The sequence below is a fragment of the Aquamicrobium sp. NLF2-7 genome (assembly GCF_022359935.1).
Classification (GTDB): domain Bacteria; phylum Pseudomonadota; class Alphaproteobacteria; order Rhizobiales; family Rhizobiaceae; genus Mesorhizobium; species Mesorhizobium lusatiense.
Genome location: NZ_JAKSED010000001.1, coordinates 2010843 through 2027727 on the forward strand (window position 1 = coordinate 2010843; position 16885 = coordinate 2027727).

The 16885-nt window shown below is 65.1% G+C and carries 13 protein-coding genes and 1 riboswitch; of the genes, 3 read left to right on the forward strand and 10 right to left on the reverse strand.

What is annotated here, in order from left to right; translation table 11 throughout:
* Positions 1 to 27: 27 nt before the first annotated feature.
* The 4 genes from MIC97_RS10005 to thiB all read right to left on the reverse strand — a co-directional run bounded on the left by MIC97_RS10005 (position 28) and on the right by thiB (position 5036).
* Complete coding sequence (locus MIC97_RS10005; RefSeq protein WP_239801092.1) at positions 28 to 1416, reverse strand: M48 family metalloprotease; 1389 nt, start codon at positions 1414 to 1416, stop codon at positions 28 to 30.
* A 261-nt stretch (positions 1417 to 1677) separates the two neighbouring features.
* Positions 1678 to 2406 (reverse strand): thiamine ABC transporter ATP-binding protein, encoded by a 729-nt coding sequence (thiQ, locus tag MIC97_RS10010; RefSeq protein WP_239799888.1) that lies wholly within the window; start codon positions 2404 to 2406, stop codon positions 1678 to 1680.
* Entirely contained in the window at positions 2403 to 4031 is a 1629-nt protein-coding gene (gene thiP, locus MIC97_RS10015; protein ID WP_239799889.1) for a thiamine/thiamine pyrophosphate ABC transporter permease, read from the reverse strand. The genes thiQ and thiP overlap by 4 nt, the downstream gene beginning before the upstream one ends.
* Before the next feature lie 6 nt (positions 4032 to 4037).
* Complete coding sequence (gene thiB, locus MIC97_RS10020) at positions 4038 to 5036, reverse strand: thiamine ABC transporter substrate binding subunit (RefSeq protein WP_239799890.1); 999 nt, start codon at positions 5034 to 5036, stop codon at positions 4038 to 4040.
* Between the two features lie 42 nt (positions 5037 to 5078).
* A riboswitch (TPP riboswitch) is annotated at positions 5079 to 5194 on the reverse strand.
* Positions 5195 to 5281: 87 nt separating this feature from the next.
* Between thiB and MIC97_RS10025 the strand changes: the two genes are divergently transcribed.
* Together MIC97_RS10025 and MIC97_RS10030 are read left to right on the forward strand one after the other, a co-directional pair.
* Positions 5282 to 5929: a thiamine diphosphokinase gene (locus tag MIC97_RS10025; protein WP_239799891.1), complete on the forward strand. Its 648-nt coding sequence runs from the start codon at positions 5282 to 5284 to the stop codon at positions 5927 to 5929.
* 103 nt (positions 5930 to 6032) lie between these two features.
* Positions 6033 to 7850: an ATP-binding cassette domain-containing protein gene (locus MIC97_RS10030; protein WP_239799892.1), complete on the forward strand. Its 1818-nt coding sequence runs from the start codon at positions 6033 to 6035 to the stop codon at positions 7848 to 7850.
* A gap of 5 nt (positions 7851 to 7855) precedes the next feature.
* Here the strand turns inward: MIC97_RS10030 and MIC97_RS10035 are convergent, their stop codons facing one another.
* The 4 genes from MIC97_RS10035 to MIC97_RS10050 all read right to left on the reverse strand — a co-directional run bounded on the left by MIC97_RS10035 (position 7856) and on the right by MIC97_RS10050 (position 12761).
* Positions 7856 to 8809 carry a DMT family transporter gene (locus MIC97_RS10035; RefSeq protein ID WP_239799893.1) on the reverse strand — a complete coding sequence of 318 codons (954 nt, stop codon included), beginning with the start codon at positions 8807 to 8809 and terminating at the stop codon, positions 7856 to 7858.
* A gap of 145 nt (positions 8810 to 8954) precedes the next feature.
* Positions 8955 to 9605 (reverse strand): LysE family translocator, encoded by a 651-nt coding sequence (locus MIC97_RS10040; protein ID WP_239799894.1) that lies wholly within the window; start codon positions 9603 to 9605, stop codon positions 8955 to 8957.
* A 55-nt stretch (positions 9606 to 9660) separates the two neighbouring features.
* The gene (locus MIC97_RS10045; protein WP_239799895.1) at positions 9661 to 11397 is read right to left on the reverse strand and encodes a hypothetical protein; all 1737 of its coding nucleotides are present in this window, start codon (positions 11395 to 11397) and stop codon (positions 9661 to 9663) included.
* Between the two features lie 68 nt (positions 11398 to 11465).
* Positions 11466 to 12761 (reverse strand): adenylosuccinate synthase, encoded by a 1296-nt coding sequence (locus MIC97_RS10050; RefSeq protein ID WP_239799896.1) that lies wholly within the window; start codon positions 12759 to 12761, stop codon positions 11466 to 11468.
* Between the two features lie 209 nt (positions 12762 to 12970).
* On the opposite strand from MIC97_RS10050, the gene MIC97_RS10055 reads away from it, so the two are divergent.
* Positions 12971 to 13873 (forward strand): DMT family transporter, encoded by a 903-nt coding sequence (locus tag MIC97_RS10055; protein WP_239799897.1) that lies wholly within the window; start codon positions 12971 to 12973, stop codon positions 13871 to 13873.
* 53 nt (positions 13874 to 13926) lie between these two features.
* On the opposite strand, the gene serA is transcribed toward MIC97_RS10055, so the two are convergent.
* Together serA and MIC97_RS10065 are read right to left on the reverse strand one after the other, a co-directional pair.
* A complete protein-coding gene (gene serA / locus MIC97_RS10060) occupies positions 13927 to 15528 on the reverse strand; it encodes a phosphoglycerate dehydrogenase (protein WP_239799898.1) in 1602 nt (533 codons plus the stop codon).
* A 78-nt stretch (positions 15529 to 15606) separates the two neighbouring features.
* Positions 15607 to 16782 carry a phosphoserine transaminase gene (locus MIC97_RS10065; protein WP_239799899.1) on the reverse strand — a complete coding sequence of 392 codons (1176 nt, stop codon included), beginning with the start codon at positions 16780 to 16782 and terminating at the stop codon, positions 15607 to 15609.
* Positions 16783 to 16885: the final 103 nt, after the last annotated feature.

Sequence of the window (16885 nt, forward strand, 5' to 3'; positions counted from 1 at the left end):
CGACACGGAAGAACGCCGTGGCGGCACTTACCTGTCGGTAACGATCTTGACCTTGTCTCCGGCTGAAAGCGTCGCGCCCGGCGCCAGCGCATTCAGCACCCGAAACAGGTCGAGCTTGCGATCGACGCCCACCATCTGCGCCGCCAGCATGCCCATGGTCTGGCCTGGCCTGACGGTCACAACCCGGATGCGAAGCGGCTTCAGGGCATCCTTCTCCGCCTGCGTAAGAACCCGGAAGGAGCCGCCGACCGCCCTGGCCACGCTGTCGAGCGAGGTGCTGGCTGCGGGTGCCGCGGTCAAAAGCCGGTAGACCTGACTGCCGGCCCGGATCACGGTGACGTCGAACTGCCAGCCTTCGGCCCGCGCCCGCGCGGTTGCCGCCGGGCTGCCGTTGATAGTCGTTTCACGCACACTATCCGTTTCGAGGCCCGCCACCCAGCCGCTGCGGATATAGTCGGCCAGCGACCGGTTCGGATCGAGCGAGACGCCGTCGAAACGCACCGCCATGTCGCCCGGACCCGTAGCGGTCACGGCGGCGGCCGAATTATCGATCATGAAGCCATCCGGCACGGAGAAGGAGATGCCGAGCTTCGGATGGAGGAAATTGTTGCCGCGCACATAGCCTTCATCAGGCGTGTCGCCATAGAGCAGACCGTCTATCCCGGCCAGATAGCTGTCGCGATCGCGCGTGCCGGTGCCCGGCTGGCCGAACTGGCGCGCGTGGCGCAACGCCAGTTCGATGCGCTGCGGCGTGTTCGGATGTGTCGCGAGGAAATCGAGACTGGCGTCGGTCGCTCCGCTGACCGAGCGGAAATCGGTGTAGGCCGACATGGATTGCAGGAAGCGGCTCGCCGCATAAGGATCATAGCCCGCCTCGCCCACCGACCGGATGCCGATGACGTCAGCTTCCAGTTCCTGATTGCGCGAGAACTGGGCGAGCCTCAGCTTGCCGCGGATGAGGGCTGCCTTGGCGGTCGGGCTGTCACCCAGAACGTCGGAAACGACCTTGGTGGCCAGTCCCTCTTCCGCCTCCAGACGCTGCCTCTGGAGCCCGTGATTGGCGGTGACGTGGCCCATCTCGTGCGCCACCACCGCCGCCAGCTCCGATGAATCATTGGCGAGCGCCAAAAGGCCGCGCGTGATGTAGAGATAGCCGCCCGGCAGTGCGAAGGCGTTGACGTTGGGCGAGTTGAGAATGGTGATGCGGTAGTTCTGAGTCGGATTCGCCGAAACCGTGGTCAGGCTGCCGATGACCTTGGCCACCATGCGCTCAAGCTTGGGATCGGAATATTCGCCGCCATAGGTCGCCAGAATTCTGGGATGCTGCGCGCGCGCCAGTTCCGCCAGCTTGTTGTTGGCGGTAACGTTGTCCACCGTCACGGGCTTCGCGGATGGCCGGAACGCCGATTCCTGCATGTCCGGCGGCACGATGGCCTGACATGACGCCAGCGCCAGAGCGACGCCCCCGAGCAGCAAAGCTCGGGCCGGGAACTGCTTGCGTTCGGGCTTGACGACGGACGACAGTTGAACTTCCTTTCCACGGCTGTGGCGCCGGCCGCACCCGCCCGGACCTGATCAGGCACCAAACGGCCACGATTCGGCCAGTCCTGCCATATTCCCTAATGTCGCATTGATGGCAAATTATGTCCGCATGCGGGCAAACCTGAGCGCCAACCCTCAGGAAAGCCCGATATAGCGCCGGAACGCCTCCGGTCCAGCCTCGCCGAAGAAGTCGCCGATCGGACCGCTCGCCACGGGTTTGCCGGCTTCGATGAAGGTCATGTCGTGCGAAATGCGTCGTGCATCCTCGGGCTGATGGGTGACGAACAGCACCGTCATGTTGCGCTCGGCCTGCAAACCGGCCACCAGATCCAGCATGTCCTCGCGCAGGGCCGGCCCCAGCGAAGCGAAGGGTTCGTCGAGCAATAGCACCGGCCGCTCGCGCACCAGAACCCGCGCCAGCGCCACCCGCTGCCGCTCGCCGCCCGACAGTTCGCGCGGCAGCCGTCGCCCCTTGCCGGAAAGCCCGGTGCGCTCCAGCGCCTGCGCCACAGCCGCACGGTCGGCATCGGTGAGGCGCAGCGACGGCGAGCGGCCGAGCCCGACATTCTGCTCCACCGAAAGATGCGCGAACAGATTGTTTTCCTGAAACACCATGGAGACCGGCCGGGCCGCCGGCGGAGCGCCGGTCACGTCGCGCGTACCGATCAGCACCCGGCCGCTCTGCGGCATCTCGAAACCGGCCACCAGGTTGAGAAGGGTGGATTTGCCCGATCCGCTCGGCCCCATGACGGCGGTGATGCAGCCCGGCCGGAACGTCACATTGAAGGCGAACGCGGTGTCGCCATAGCTGAAGGCCACCTTGTCCAGACGGACCTCCACGCCGGATGCAGCCGGTTGGATCATGGCTTCGTCTCCCTCGCCAGCCGGGCGGACAGGAACATCAGGGCAAGGCAGGCAAGCCCGAGAAGCAGCGCCAGCCCCGCCGCGTCCGCCGTGCGGTAGCTGCCCATGCGCGCCAGAAGCAGATAGGGCAGCGTCTGCACCGCATCGGAGCCGAACAGCGCGATGACGCCCAGATCTCCCAGCGACAACGCCATGGCGAAGGCGGCGGCGGTAGCCAGAGGCCGGCGCAGCGAAGGCCAGTCGATCAGCCGGAACCGCGTCCAGCCGCCGATGCCGAGCTGTGCGCACAGCCGCTCGTGACGGGCGCTGGCCGCATCATAGGCCGGGCGCAATGCCCTCAGCGCAAAGGGCATCGCCATCACCGCATTGACGGTGACGACCAGCACGGGCGCGAAAGCGAACACATCGGCCACATGGCGCAGCAAGATGAACCAGCCCGCCCCGACGACGATGGGCGGCACCACCAGAACGAAGCCTGCTCCGGTATCGGTGAGATATTCGAGCAAGGGCCTACGCGCGCCGGCGCGGCGCAGGGCAAGCGCCTGCCTTGCCATCACCAGCGCCATGGAGAGGGCTGCCGCGAGCAGGGCCGACAACAGCGCCAGGACGAGACTGGTCAGCGCGGCACGCTGCACCGCCGCTTCCATGACAAGACGGCCAAGCTCGGCCTGCAGCCCCGCCGCCACGGTGGCCGCCATCGGTCCGGCCACGAACAGAAGGGCCAGCACGATCAACGCACCGTTCAGCGCCGTCTCTCCGCCGCTCACCGAAACGAAGCGCCGCGGCGCCACCGAGAGGCTGGCCTCGGCCACGGTGCCGGCCCCGAAACGGCTGAGAACGAAGACGATGGCGAGCGTCAGCACGATCTGCAAAGCGGTCAGCGCCACGGCGCGCGCGGGATCGAAGTCGAAGCGCAACGCCTGATAGATCGCCACTTCCAGTGTGGTGGCGCGCGGGCCGCCGCCGAGCGTCAAAACGATGGTGAAGGAGGTCACGCACAGCATGAACACCAGCCCGGCGACACCCGGCAGCGCCTGCCGCAGCACCGGCCATTCGATCAGCCTGAAGCCGGCGCGCGCGCCCATGCCAAGCTGGCTGGCCAGCCGCCACTGGTCCGCCGGCACGGTCTGCAAGGCCTCGACGAACAGGCGCGTGGCCAGCGGCAGATTGAAGAACACATGCGCCACGAGAATACCGGAAAGCCCGTAGATGCCCGGCCATGTTTCGCCACCCAGCATCGAAAGAAAGTCGGCGAAATAACCGGCGCGGCCATAGAGCGCCAGCACCCCGAGAGCGGCCACCAGAGCCGGCAGCGCCAGCGGCACGGCGAAAAGCTGAAGGATCAGCCCGCGCCCCGGAAAATCCGGATGGCGCACCAGAGCCCGCGCCACGAACAGCGCCGGCACAACCGACAAAAGCGTCGACAGCAGCGCCTGCCACAGCGTGAATCGGGCCACCCTGAACAGGTAGGGATCGAAAGCGGCAATCGCGCCGGAAAGATCGCGTGCGCCCTCGACGATCAGCCCGGCGAAGGCGCCGCCGATCAGCAGCGAGATCGCCGTCAGCGCTACGATGCCGGCGGCGACGCGCGGATCCCTGTATGCAGAGGCGGCGCGATCGGCCAAGTTTTCTTACCTGCCCATCACGGACAGCCACTCGTCCACCCATGCCTTGCGGTTGTCGGCGACCTCCTGCGAGCTGAATTGCAGGGCCTTTGCCGGCTTCACGAGCTTGTCGAAGGCAGGATCGAGCGGCTTGTCGGTCTTCGCCGCCGGATACATCCACTGTGTTTCCGGCACCGCGTCCTGAAAACCCGGACCTGTCATGAAGGCGAGGAACTTTTCGGCCAGCGGGTTCTTCGCTCCGGTAACGGTGATGCCGGCCACCTCGACCTGGAGATAATGCCCTTCGGCGAAGGCGGCGGCCTGATAACGGTCGCTCTTGTCGGCGATCATGTGATAGGCGGGCGACGTCGTGTAAGAGAGCACCATCGGCGCCTCGCCCTTGGTGAACAGCCCATAGGCCTCGCTCCAGCCCGGCGTGACCGTCAGCACGCGGCCCTTCAGCTTCTCCCATGCTGCACCAGCCTCGTCACCATAGACCGAGCGCACCCACAGAAGCAGGCCAAGGCCCGGCGTCGAAGTGCGCGGATCCTGAATGACAATTTTCTGCGACGCATCTCCCTCGACCAGTTCCTTGAGGCTGGCCGGCGGGTTGGGCAGCTTTTCCGTATCATAGACCACCGCGAAATAGCCGTAGTCATAGGGCACGAACATGTCATCGTCCCAGCCGCCCGGAACGTTGACCTGCGGCGTCGCGCCATTGGCGACAAACAGGCCTGTGCCCCGCGCCTCGGCGGTAAGATTGGTGTCGAGGCCGAGCACGATGTCGGCCTTCGTGGACGCGCCTTCGAGCTTCACCCTGTTGAGCAGGGCGACCCCATCGGCCACCGAGACGAAATCGACCTCGCAGCCGCATTCGGCCTCGAAATTCGTCTTCACCTGCGGGCCGGGACCCCACTCGGCGGTGAAGCTGTCATAGGTGTAGATGGTGAGCCTGCCTTCCGCCGAAGCGGGCGCGGCGGCCAGCAGGGCCGCGACTGACAGAAAGGATAAGAGCATCGTGCGCATCGGCGCCTCCTTGGTTGCGTTTCAGGGGGTCGAGGCGCCGGATCTCCGACAGCTTCTAATCCCTCCGCCGGTACAAACCGGATCAGGTTCAGCGGGTTGGCGTGGTCTCGCCTCTCAGCCGGGCCGCGATGACGCGTCCGGCACCCCGTTAGAGCATCTTCAGAAATAGGCCCCCATGCGGCGGGAAGCAAGAGCGACGCCCCGCTCTTCCGTTCCTCCGGCGGGACTGCTAATGCCCTGATCCCATGAGCCGATACACCATTCTTCTCGGCGGCGAGCTTGTCCGCACCCCCGCCCTTGACCGCCAGATCGCCGGCACGCGCGTCATCGCCGCCGATTCCGGCATTCGCCACGCCGAGGCGCTCGGTATCGTTCCCGAACTGTGGGTGGGCGATTTTGATTCCGCGCCGCCGGACCTGCCTGAGCATATGGCATCAGTGCCGACGCGGAAATTCCCATCCGACAAGGACAGCACCGACGGCGAACTGGCGGTGGACATCGCCCTTGAACAGGGCGCCACCGCGCTGGTGCTGGCCGGCGCTTTCGGCGGCGCACGCGCCGACCATGCGTTCCTGCATCTTGCGCTGGCGCTGCGGCTGGCAGAGGCGGGAACAGAGGTGCTGCTGACCAGCGGCACGCAGGAAGGCCGCCCGCTTCCCCATGGCAGCACCACAATCTTCGATTATGCGGACGGAACGCTGTTCTCGATCCTCGGCTTTTCGGACCTGACAGGCCTGACGGTTGAGGGCGCGAAATGGCCGCTTGAAGCCGTGCGCGTCCCGTTCGGTTCGTCGCTGACGATGTCGAACGAGGTGCGCGGCCGGCTCGGCGTGGGGCTTGAACAGGGCCGCGCCCTGCTCGTTGCCCACCCACCGCAGCAACAGGCATTTTGACTGATGCCGTTTCGTTTCTCAGGCTATCTGTTTAGCCGCATTCCTGCGACGCCAGACGATGCAGTCTGGCTGCAAAATGCTCCAACCCCAAAAGAGGGCTGACATGGCTCCCCCGCTTCTCAATCTCGCCGGCATCCGCCTGACCTTCGGCGGCACGCCGCTGCTCGACGGCGCCGACCTCACCGTAGCCCCCGGCGACCGCATCGCGCTGGTCGGGCGCAACGGTTCGGGCAAGTCGACGCTGCTGAAGATCGCGGCCGGTCTGGCCGAGGCGCAGGACGGCGAGGTCTTCCGCCAGCCGACAGCCACCATCCGCTATCTGGCGCAGGCGCCCGACATGGACGGCTTCGCCACGGTGCGCGCCTATGTCGAGGCAGGTCTCGGCCCCGCCGACGATCCCTACCGCGCCACCTATCTGCTCGAACATCTGGGCCTCAGCGGCGATGAAGCACCGGGCGAGCTTTCCGGCGGCGAGGCGCGCCGCGCCGCCCTTGCCCGCGTCATGGCACCGGAGCCCGACATTCTGCTGCTCGACGAGCCGACCAACCATCTCGACCTCAATGTCATCGAATGGCTGGAAGAGGAACTGATCCGTTCCTCCTCGGCGCTGGTCATCATCTCGCACGACCGCCGCTTTCTCGAGCGCGTGTCGCGCGCCACCGTCTGGCTGGATCGCGGCCAGACAAGGCGGCTCGACCGGGGCTTTGCCCATTTCGAGGAATGGCGCGACCAGATCCTCGAAGAGGAAGAGCGCGACCAGCACAAGCTTGGCCGCCAGATCGCGCGCGAGGAACACTGGCTGCGCTATGGCGTCACCGCCCGGCGCAAGCGCAATGTGCGCCGCCTCGGCGAATTGCAGACCCTGCGCCAGCGCCACCGCACCTATCGCGGGGCGGAAGGCGCTGCCACCATGGTGGCAAGCGACGCGGCGGAATCCGGCAAGCTGGTGATCGAGGCGAAGTCGATCTCGAAGAGCTTTGGCGAGCTCACCGTCGTCAGCGATTTCTCCACCCGCATCCAGCGCGGCGACCGCATCGGCCTCGTCGGCCCCAATGGTGCCGGCAAGACCACGCTTTTGAAGATGCTGACCGGCGAATTGAAGCCGGATGCGGGCAGCGTGCGCCTCGGCGTCAATCTGGAGATCGCGACCCTCGACCAGAAGCGCGAGGCCGCCGATCCGAACGAGACGCTCGCCCATTATCTCACTGATGGGCGCGGCGAGAGCCTGATCGTCAATGGCGAGCAGCGCCATGTTGTCTCCTACATGAAGGATTTCCTGTTCAAGCCCGAACAGGCGCGCACGCCGGTGCGCGAGCTTTCGGGCGGCGAGCGCGCCCGCCTGCTTCTGGCGCGCGTGCTGTCGCGTCCGGCCAATCTTCTGGTGCTGGACGAGCCGACCAACGACCTCGACATGGAAACGCTGGAACTGCTGCAGGAACTCGTTGCGGGCTTTTCCGGCACGGTCATCCTCGTCAGCCATGACCGCGATTTCCTCGATCGGACCGTCACCAGCGTGATCGTCCCCGAAGGGAACGGACGCTGGATCGAATATGCCGGCGGCTATTCCGACATGCTCTCGCAGCGCGGAACCTCAAAGCTTGACGACCGCAAGCTGCGCGCGCGCACCTCAGGCGATGACGACAAGCCCGCCGCCAGATCGCAGGACACTGCGAAGGCTGCGTCGAAAAAACTGTCCTTCAAGCAGAAGTTCGCGCTCGAAAACCTGCCGAAGAAAATCGAGGCCGCGACCGACACGATCAACCGGCTGGAAGACCAGATCGCCGATCCGGGCTTCTACGACCGCGACCCGACAGGTTTCCAGAAAACCATCGCCGCCCTCGACAAGGAGCGCGCGGCACTCGCCGCCTTCGAGGAGGAATGGCTGGAACTGGAAATGCTGCGCGAAGAGCTGGAAGGGTAAATCGGTCAGGCCCCGTCCGCGGGCGGCGGCACTCGCCATCCGGTCAGCGCGCGCCACAGCCTTCCGTCGATCGCGGCGAGGCCGAGGCCGATCAGCGCCATGCCGGCCAGATGGCGCGGCAGCACCACCTCATTGAGGAGCAGGAAACCCAGCAAGATGGCGCTGACCGGCACGAGGAAGGTGACCAGTGCCAGATTGCTGGCTCCGGCCGAGGCCAGCAATCTGAAGAACAGCACATAGGCAAGCGCCGTCGAAAGCACCGCAAGCCCTGCCACGGCGCCGATTGCTGCAATTGACGGCATCGGCAGTTCCCACGGCCTGTCCACCACCAGCATGACCGGCACCAAAAGGATGCTGGCGGTCACCACCTGCCCGGTTGCCGTCACCAGCGGCGCCACGCCCATGGTGCGGAAGCGCCGCCCATAAATGCTGGCCAGCGCATAGGACACCGTGGCCGACAGACACATCAGCTGCGCCGTGACGTGGCTGCCCAGATCCTGCACCGCATCGATGCCGACCATGACGGCAACGCCCAGAAAGCCGATGACCACGCCGATGAAGCGGTTGCCCGTCATCTTTTCGTCCGCAGTCAGGAAATGTGCGAAGAGCACGGTGAACAGCGGCGTCGCCGCGTTGAGGATGGAGGCGACGCCGGCCGCGATATGCTGCTGGCCGCCGACGATCAGCGAAAAGGGAATGGCGTTGTTGGCAAGGCCGATGACGAAAAAGGCCGCCCATATGCGCCGGCCGGTCGGCAGTTTCTGCCCCGTCGCCCTCAACAGGACAAGCATCAGCACCGCCGCCACCACCACGCGCCCCACCACGACGGTGGACACCGGCAGTTCCCGCACCGCGATGGCATTGAAGAAGAACGACCCGCCCCACAACAGCGACAGGCACAACAAGGTTGCCCATTCCGCCGGGGTCATCGGCCGGTTTGCCGCAACTGGTTTCGTCATGTCTCACCCCGGGCATTTCGCATGCCAGCTGAAAACAGCGGGCGTCGCATGAATGCGGCTAAAACAAACAGACAGAGCAGAAATGCCGCGCGCTGGTCCCTGCCACGCGGTCAGGCTGCTGGCGACCCGATTCCTGACGGCCGATCTATTTGCGGTTGTTCCCGGCGAAGGCGGCGCTGACGCCAAGGCCGATGAACAGAACCCCGCTCACATAGCGCTCGAAACGGGCATAGGAGCGGCTTTGGCGCAGCCTCTCACCCAGAGCGCCAGCCGCGAAAGCGTAGCATCCGTCGCTGACCACGCCGAGAGCCGTGAACACCAGCCCCAGAAAGGCGATCTGCATGGCCACATGCCCGCGCTCCACCTCGACGAACTGCGGCAGGAAGGCCAGGAAGAACAGAGCCGTCTTGGGATTGAGCAGATTGACGACGAAGCCGTCGCGAAACAGGCGCGGATAGCTGTGCGGCTTCATCTGCATGTCCGCGCCGCCCTCTTCGTCGCGTCCGAAAATCTTGCGCAGGCCGATCCAGATCAGATAGGCGGCACCGGCATATTTGACGATGGAGAAGGCAACGGCCGAGGAGGCGAGCAGCGCCGAAAGGCCGAGCGCTGCGGCAGCGACGTGAACCAGCGTGGCGACATGGATGCCCATGTCGGAAACCAGCCCGGCCTTGCGCCCCTGCGCCACCGAACGCGCCACGATGTAAAGCACCGCTGGCCCCGGAATGATGAGTAGCGCGATGGCGGAGACCACGAACAGGCCGAGACTGGCGGCACTGGGAACAACGATTTCCATGGACGCCCCTCCCGGCAACCCTCGGCGGCTTTAAGCTGTCAGCCCCGCCCGGACATCATTGTCCGGACGCTTTCGCCTGCCATGCCTTGATCGCCTCGTCGAAGACCTTGTCGCCGGGAATGCCCTTTTCCATGGTGAGCAGGGCACGCCGGCCGGACTTGTAGATCACCGGCACGTCGATCCATTCCTGATTGCGCAGCAGCGACAGGTTGGCTTCCTGATCCGCCTTCGTGTCGTTGAGCGCGACGAGGAAATAACCGTCCGCGATCTTGGCCGGGATGCCGATCAGCGGATTGCCCGCTTCCTGCTCGGCCGCCTTCAGCGCGATGCGCAGAACATTGTCGATGCCGCCGCCCTCGAAACCGTCGGGCGTCAGGAAGATCATCTCGATGATGTGGCTGGCGGGAAGGGTGTCGTCAGCATTGCGGCGGATGGTGAAGCGAAGCTGCACCTCCTTGCCCGGAACCTGGACCTCGCCACGGATGGCGGGCTCCGGCGGCTCGTCGCCGCCCGGTGATTCCTGAACCAGCGACCACACCACATTGCCGGGCTCGGCGGAGCCCTGCGCGACATTGGTGCGCTCTTCGTAATAGATCGCCTTCTGGCCGACCGCCACGCCTGCCTGCCCGGTCTGACCCTGCTGAGCCTGCGAAGGTGCGGCCGGCTGGCTGGAATCGGGAGCTGCCGAAGGCGGAGGCGTCGTCAGCGCCACGACCGAGGAACCCTCGCCGATGGAACTGCCGCCACCAGCCGGGCCGGGATCGGTTTCCTTGCCGTCGGGCAGCAGGCGCTGGGTGAATTTTTCCGAACCTTCGCCATTGCCGGTTGCTGGAGGGGCAGCAGGAGCCGGCGCAGGCGCGGGCGTTGCCGGCTGCGCATCGGCCGTATTCTCGGCAGGCGGGGGCACCTTGACCGGCTTGACGACAATCGGCTTCGGATCGCCATCGCTGCTTGCGAACATGGTGCCGAGGGCGTCCTTGTTGAGCCAGGCCGCGTAGCCGCCACCGCCCAGAACCACCAGTGCCAGCAGGCCGATGATCAGCCCCCGGTAGCTTCTGCTGCCGCGTTCCTCCTCGAAGTCGAACGCGAGTTCGGGCTGGCGGTCCACAGGCGGCTCAGGCGGGATGTCGAACAGCTCATCGTCATCATCCTGCGGATATGCGTTGCCGGCAGGGGAATGATCTGGCCCGATATCGGCTTTGCCGTCATCGACTTCAGGCTCGGACCGGAACGGTTCCGCGCGGGAAACCGGCTCTGCACGGTCCGAAAAGGGTTTTGCGCCCATGACCTCGGCAGGCGCGGGAGCGGGTGGAGGCGGCACCGGCTTTTCCGACGCGAGAGGAGAAGCAGGCGTCTTGGCAGGGAAAGCAGCAGGTGTCGGCGCCGTCGGTTCCGATCTTGCCGGAGCCGGGGCTGGAGCCGACGTCTGCGCGAGCGCAGCCGCAGGGGGCGTGCGGCCAATGACCGGAGCAGACACGGCAGGAGCCGTATGCGTCTGCTGGTTCTTGTTGCGGTCGATGGAGGAGAAGATGTTCTCCAGCTCGGCCAGCGGGTCGATCTCAGGTTCCGGTGGAGGTGGCGGCGGCGCGTAATCGCGCTCGACCGTGGCGATGGCGTCCTCCAGCATCTTCTTCTGGCGTTCGGCCACCGCTTCCGGCGGCTGCGGGTCCAGAGCGGCCAGCTTGGAAGCGATCGTCGCACGGGCCTTGTCATAGACCCTGGCCCGGATCTCGGGCGTGGTTTCACCCAGACCGCCGAGCGTCTTCTTCAGAACCGCAACGAAATCTGCCATGCTACAGTCGACCTGTCCTTGTCATCGGCAGCGCGGAGCCCACGGCCCGCCCCGCCGAACGGGCATAGTTAATCCTGAAACGGGTCCGTCACAAGTATCGTGTCGTCCCGCTCCGGGCTGGTGGAAAGCAGCGCCACCGGGGCGCCGATCAGTTCCTCGATGTGGCGCACATACTTAACTGCCTGCGCCGGCAGATCGTTCCAGCTGCGCGCGCCGGCGGTCGTTTCCTTCCAGCCCTCCAGCGTCTCGTAGATGGGCTGCACACGAGCCTGCGCACCCTGGCTGGCCGGCAGATAGTCGATCTTCTCGCCGTCGAGCATATAGCCGGTGCACACCTTGATCTCGTCGAGACCGTCGAGCACGTCGAGCTTGGTGAGCGCGATGCCCTTGATGCCGTTGACGGCCACGGCCTGGCGCACCAGCACGGCATCGAACCAGCCGCAGCGGCGCTTGCGGCCGGTGACGACGCCGAATTCATGACCGCGCGTGCCGAGGAACTCGCCGATCTCGTTGACCTGCTCGGTCGGGAACGGGCCTTCGCCGACGCGCGTGGTGTAAGCCTTGGTGATGCCGAGCACGTAGCTGAGCGCGCCGGGCCCGATGCCGGAGCCGGCGGCGGCCTGCCCGGCCACCGTGTTGGACGATGTCACGAAAGGATAGGTGCCGTGATCGATGTCGAGCAGCGTGCCCTGCGCGCCCTCGAACAGGATGCGCTCGCCCGCCTTGCGGCAGTCGTCCAGCACCTTCCACACCCTGTCCATGTAGGGCAGGATCTCGCCGGCCACCGACGTCAGTTCCTGCATGATCGCCTCATGCGCCACCTCGGCATGGCCCAGCCCCTTGCGCAACGCATTGTGATGCGTCAGCAGGCGGTCCACCTTTGCCGGCAGTGTTTCCATATCCGCCAGATCCATCACCCTGATGCCACGGCGACCGACCTTGTCCTCATAGGCAGGACCGATGCCGCGCCGCGTCGTTCCGATCTTCGTTCCGGAATTGGAGGCCGCGTCTTCGCGGAAACCGTCCAGTTCCCTGTGCAGGGAAAGAATAAGCGCGGTGTTTTCGGCGATTTTCAGGTTGTCGGGATTAATTTCCACGCCCTGCCCGCGCAGCTTGGCCACTTCGGCCACGAAGGCGTGCGGATCGAAGACCACGCCATTGCCGATGATGGAGAGCTTGTTGCGCACCACGCCCGAAGGCAGCAGTGACAGCTTGTAGACGTTGCCATCGACGACGAGCGTATGCCCGGCATTGTGCCCGCCCTGAAAGCGCACCACCACATCGGCGCGCTCCGACAGCCAGTCCACGATCTTGCCCTTGCCTTCGTCGCCCCATTGCGAGCCGACGACCACCACATTGGCCATGTCTTCTTCCCTTCAATCGGGCCGCAATCCAGCGCGCCCGTAAAAACGACAGGCCTCTATAGCGTCCACAAACGCTGCGCGCGACCTTTGTTTGCCGTTTGGAGGCGCTGGCAGCACAACAATTTTGGCTTGGCAGTGGTTTATCTGGCAAGAAGAGCCATTACAACGTCCCGAACGCACTTGCCTTCCGTCCCGGTGGTTTCCATCCCATGAAACAGAACCCTTATCTCCTGCTGGCCGCCGCCACATTGTTCTGGGCGGGAAATTCCGTTGCAGGCAAGATGGCGGTCGGCCATGTGTCGCCGATGTTCCTCAACGCCATCCGCTGGGGCATCGTGCTGGTTGTTCTGGCTGTTGCCGGGCGCCGCGAGATCAAGGCGGACTGGCCCGTCATCCGCCAGCACAAATGGTATCTGCTGGCCATGGGCGCCATCGGGTTCACCATTTTCAGCGCGGCGCTCTACAGCGCGCTCCTCTACACCTCCGCCACCAATGCCAGCATCGAGCAGGGAGGCATCCCCCTGCTGGTCTTCATTTTCAGCTACCTGCTCTATGGCACCCGCACCACGCTTGCCCAGTTCGGCGGCTTCGTGCTGTCGTTCGCGGGCATCATCCTCACCGCCATGCATGGCGAACCGGAGCGGATATTGCAGCTCGACGTCAACTTCGGCGACGCCCTCATGATCATCGCCATCCTGACCTACGGCTTCTACACCGCCGCCCTGCGGCGCAAGCCGCAGCTTCACTGGATGAGCCTGATGGCGGCGCTGTGCGCGGGCGCGTTCATCAGCGCCCTGCCCCTGCTCTGGGCGGAAGCGGCGGCCGGAGCGCTGATCCTGCCCGATGCCACGGGCTGGGCGATCATCGCCTATGTCCTGCTGTTCCCGTCGCTGCTGTCGCAGATCTTCTACATACGCGGCGTCGAGATCATCGGCGGCAACCGCGCCGGCCTGTTCATCAACCTTTTGCCGGTCTGGGGCGCGCTGCTGGCGGTCGTCATCCTCGGCGAGGAATTTCAGGCCTACCACGCCATTGCGCTGGTTCTGGTGCTGTCGGGCGTGCTCGTCGCCGAGTGGGACGGACGCCGCCGGGCCTCGGGCGCCCGGACGTAAACAAGGCCGGGGAACCCGTCCCCGGCCTTGTTCTGAATATGGGAAGCTGTGGTCTACAGACCGTTGACGTCGAACTGCAGGCGCTTGGCCGAATCGATCTTTTCGTGCGCGCGCACCTCGGCCAGAGCATCTTCCGGGAACGGCGCATCGAGATAGAGCAGCGCGATCGCATCGCCGCCGGGGCGGTTGCGGCCCAGCGCGAAGTTGGCGATGTTGACCTCATGCTTGCCGCACAGCGTGCCCAGCAGGCCGATAATGCCGGGCGCGTCGGCATTGGTCGTATAGAGCATGTGCTGGCCGACCTCGGCATCGAGATTGATGCCCTTGATCTGGATGAAGCGCGGCTTGCCGTCGGAGAAGCAGGTTCCGGCGATCGAACGCTCCTGATGCTCGGTCTTGACCGTCAGCCTGATATAGCCGTCGAAGACGCCGGACTTGTCACGCTTGACCTCGGCGACGATGATGCCGCGCTCCTTCACCATGATCGGTGCCGACACCATGTTCACATCGGCCACCTGCGGGCGGATCAGGCCGGCAAGGGCAGCACTGATCAGCGCCCTGGTGTTCATGGTCGCGGTCGAGCCGTCGAACAGGATCTCGACTTCCTTGATCGGATCTTCCGTGACCTGACCGACGAACGCGCCCAGCACTTCTGCAAGCTTCACGAACGGCTTGAGGCGCGGCGCTTCCTCGGCGGTGATCGAGGGCATGTTGATTGCGTTGGAAACCGCGCCCTTGACCAGATAGTCCGACATCTGCTCGGCCACCTGCAGGGCGACATTCTCCTGCGCTTCCGAGGTCGAAGCACCCAGATGCGGCGTGCAGACCACATTTTCCATGTTGAACAGCTCGTTGTCCGTCGCCGGCTCGACCTCGAACACGTCGATGCCGGCGCCCGCCACCTTGCCGCTCTTCAGCGCGGCGATAAGGTCCGCCTCGACGATCAGGCCGCCGCGGGCGCAATTGATGATGCGCACGCCGTCCTTCATCTTCGCAATGGATTCGGCGTTGATGATGTTGCGGGTCTTGTCGGTCAGCGGCGTGTGCAGGGTGATGAAGTCGGCGCGGGCCAGCAGCTCGTCGAGCTCCACCTTCTCCACGCCCAGCTCTTCGGCGCGGCTTTCGGAAAGGAACGGGTCGAAGGCCACCACATGCATCTTCAGGCCGACGGCGCGCGTCGCCACGATCGAGCCGATATTGCCGGCGCCGATGATGCCCAGCGTCTTGCCGGTGATCTCGACACCCATGAAGCGGTTCTTTTCCCACTTGCCGGCATGGGTCGAGGCATTGGCTTCCGGCAGCTGGCGGGCCACGGCGAACATCAGCGCAACGGCATGCTCGGCGGTGGTGATGGAGTTGCCGAACGGCGTGTTCATCACGATGATACCGCGACGCGAGGCGGCCGGAATGTCGACATTATCGACGCCGATGCCGGCGCGGCCGACAACCTTCAAATTGGTGGCGGCGGCGATCAGCTTTTCCGTCACCTTGGTGGCCGAGCGGATGGCAAGGCCATCATACTGGCCGATGACTTCGAGGAGCTTTTCCTTGTCCTTGCCGAGATCTGGCAGGTAATCGACCTCGACGCCGCGATCCTTGAAAATCTGGACGGCGGTAGGAGAAAGCTTGTCGGAAACGAGTACGCGGGGCGCCATGATGGCCTCCTTCGTCTGAAAATCTGGAAGTTCGGGAGAGGAATGGGCCGCCTGACAGCAGGCAGCCCGAAATCGCGATCAGGCAGCGGCCTTCAGCGTCGCCTTCTGCTGGGCGAAGGCCCAGTCGAGCCAGGGCATCAGCGCTTCGAGATCGGAGGTCTCGACGGTTGCGCCGCACCAGATGCGAAGGCCCGGAGGGGCATCGCGGTAATGACCGATGTCGTAGGCCACGCCCTGCTTGTCGAGCAGCGCCACCAGCCCCTTGGCGAAGGCCGCCTGGCCATCCGCGTCGAGTGCTGCGATGTCGGGATCGACGATCGACAGGCATACGGACGTGTTCGAGCGCGTTGCCGGATCGGTGGCGAGATTGGCGAGCCAGCCCGACTTTTCCACGAAGCGGTCGACAACGGCGAAATTGGCGTCGGCGCGAGCGACCAGCCCATCCAGCCCGCCGATCTCCTTCGCCCAGCGCAGCGCATCGAGATAGTCCTCAAGGGCCAGCATGGAAGGCGTGTTGATGGTCTCGCCCTTGAAGATGCCCTCGATCAGCTTGCCGCCCTTGGTCATGCGGAAGAGCTTCGGCATCGGCCAGGCAGGAACGTAGCTTTCCAGCCGCTCGACAGCGCGGGGCGACAGGATCAGCATGCCGTGTGCGCCCTCGCCGCCCAGCACCTTCTGCCACGAGAAGGTCACGACATCGAGCTTCGCGAAATCGAGACGCTGTGCGAAAGCCGCCGAAGTGGCATCGCAGATCGTCAGGCCCTGACGGTCGGCGGGAATGAAATCGCCATTGGCCACGCGCACGCCGGATGTGGTGCCGTTCCATGTGAAGACCACGTCGCGATCGAAGTCGATCTGCGCAAGGTCCGGCAGCTCGCCATAGGGAGCCTCGATCCTGCGGATGTCGGGAAGCTTCAGCTGCTTGACCACATCGGTCACCCAGCCGGCGCCGAAAGATTCCCAGGCGACCATGTCGACACCGCGCGGGCCGAGCAGCGACCACAGCGCCATCTCGACGGCGCCGGTATCGGAAGCAGGCACGATGCCGATGCGGTAATCGGCCGGAACCTGCAGAATTTCACGGGTAAGATCGATGGCCTCGGCCAGCTTGTTCTTGCCAAGCTTTGCACGATGCGAGCGCCCGAGCGCGGCATCGGCAAGCGCTTCGAGCGACCAACCGGGACGCTTCGCGCAGGGACCAGAGGAAAAACGGGAATTGGCCGGACGCTTGTCCGGCAGAGGCAGTGCTGTCATCGTGGTCTATCCTTCCAGATAGGTAGCCCCTCGTTGGGGAGGGGTGGCCCACGGACGGCGATATGCCTTCATGCCTCAGGCGTCAAGAGGAAAGTTGATGTCG

What these genes read in the sequence shown, in the direction of transcription:
- MIC97_RS10045 (WP_239799895.1), bottom strand. Translation starts at nt 11,397, where the DNA reads ATGGCAGATTTCGTTGCGGTTCTGAAGAAGACGCTCGGCGGTCTGGGT.
- thiB (WP_239799890.1), bottom strand. Translation starts at nt 5,036, where the DNA reads ATGCGCACGATGCTCTTATCCTTTCTGTCAGTCGCGGCCCTGCTGGCC.
- serA (WP_239799898.1), bottom strand. Translation starts at nt 15,528, where the DNA reads ATGGCGCCCCGCGTACTCGTTTCCGACAAGCTTTCTCCTACCGCCGTC.
- MIC97_RS10030 (WP_239799892.1), top strand. Translation starts at nt 6,033, where the DNA reads ATGGCTCCCCCGCTTCTCAATCTCGCCGGCATCCGCCTGACCTTCGGC.
- MIC97_RS10050 (WP_239799896.1), bottom strand. Translation starts at nt 12,761, where the DNA reads ATGGCCAATGTGGTGGTCGTCGGCTCGCAATGGGGCGACGAAGGCAAG.
- thiQ (WP_239799888.1), bottom strand. Translation starts at nt 2,406, where the DNA reads ATGATCCAACCGGCTGCATCCGGCGTGGAGGTCCGTCTGGACAAGGTG.
- MIC97_RS10055 (WP_239799897.1), top strand. Translation starts at nt 12,971, where the DNA reads ATGAAACAGAACCCTTATCTCCTGCTGGCCGCCGCCACATTGTTCTGG.
- MIC97_RS10035 (WP_239799893.1), bottom strand. Translation starts at nt 8,809, where the DNA reads ATGACGAAACCAGTTGCGGCAAACCGGCCGATGACCCCGGCGGAATGG.
- MIC97_RS10065 (WP_239799899.1), bottom strand. Translation starts at nt 16,782, where the DNA reads ATGACAGCACTGCCTCTGCCGGACAAGCGTCCGGCCAATTCCCGTTTT.
- MIC97_RS10040 (WP_239799894.1), bottom strand. Translation starts at nt 9,605, where the DNA reads ATGGAAATCGTTGTTCCCAGTGCCGCCAGTCTCGGCCTGTTCGTGGTC.
- MIC97_RS10025 (WP_239799891.1), top strand. Translation starts at nt 5,282, where the DNA reads ATGAGCCGATACACCATTCTTCTCGGCGGCGAGCTTGTCCGCACCCCC.
- MIC97_RS10005 (WP_239801092.1), bottom strand. Translation starts at nt 1,416, where the DNA reads ATGCAGGAATCGGCGTTCCGGCCATCCGCGAAGCCCGTGACGGTGGAC.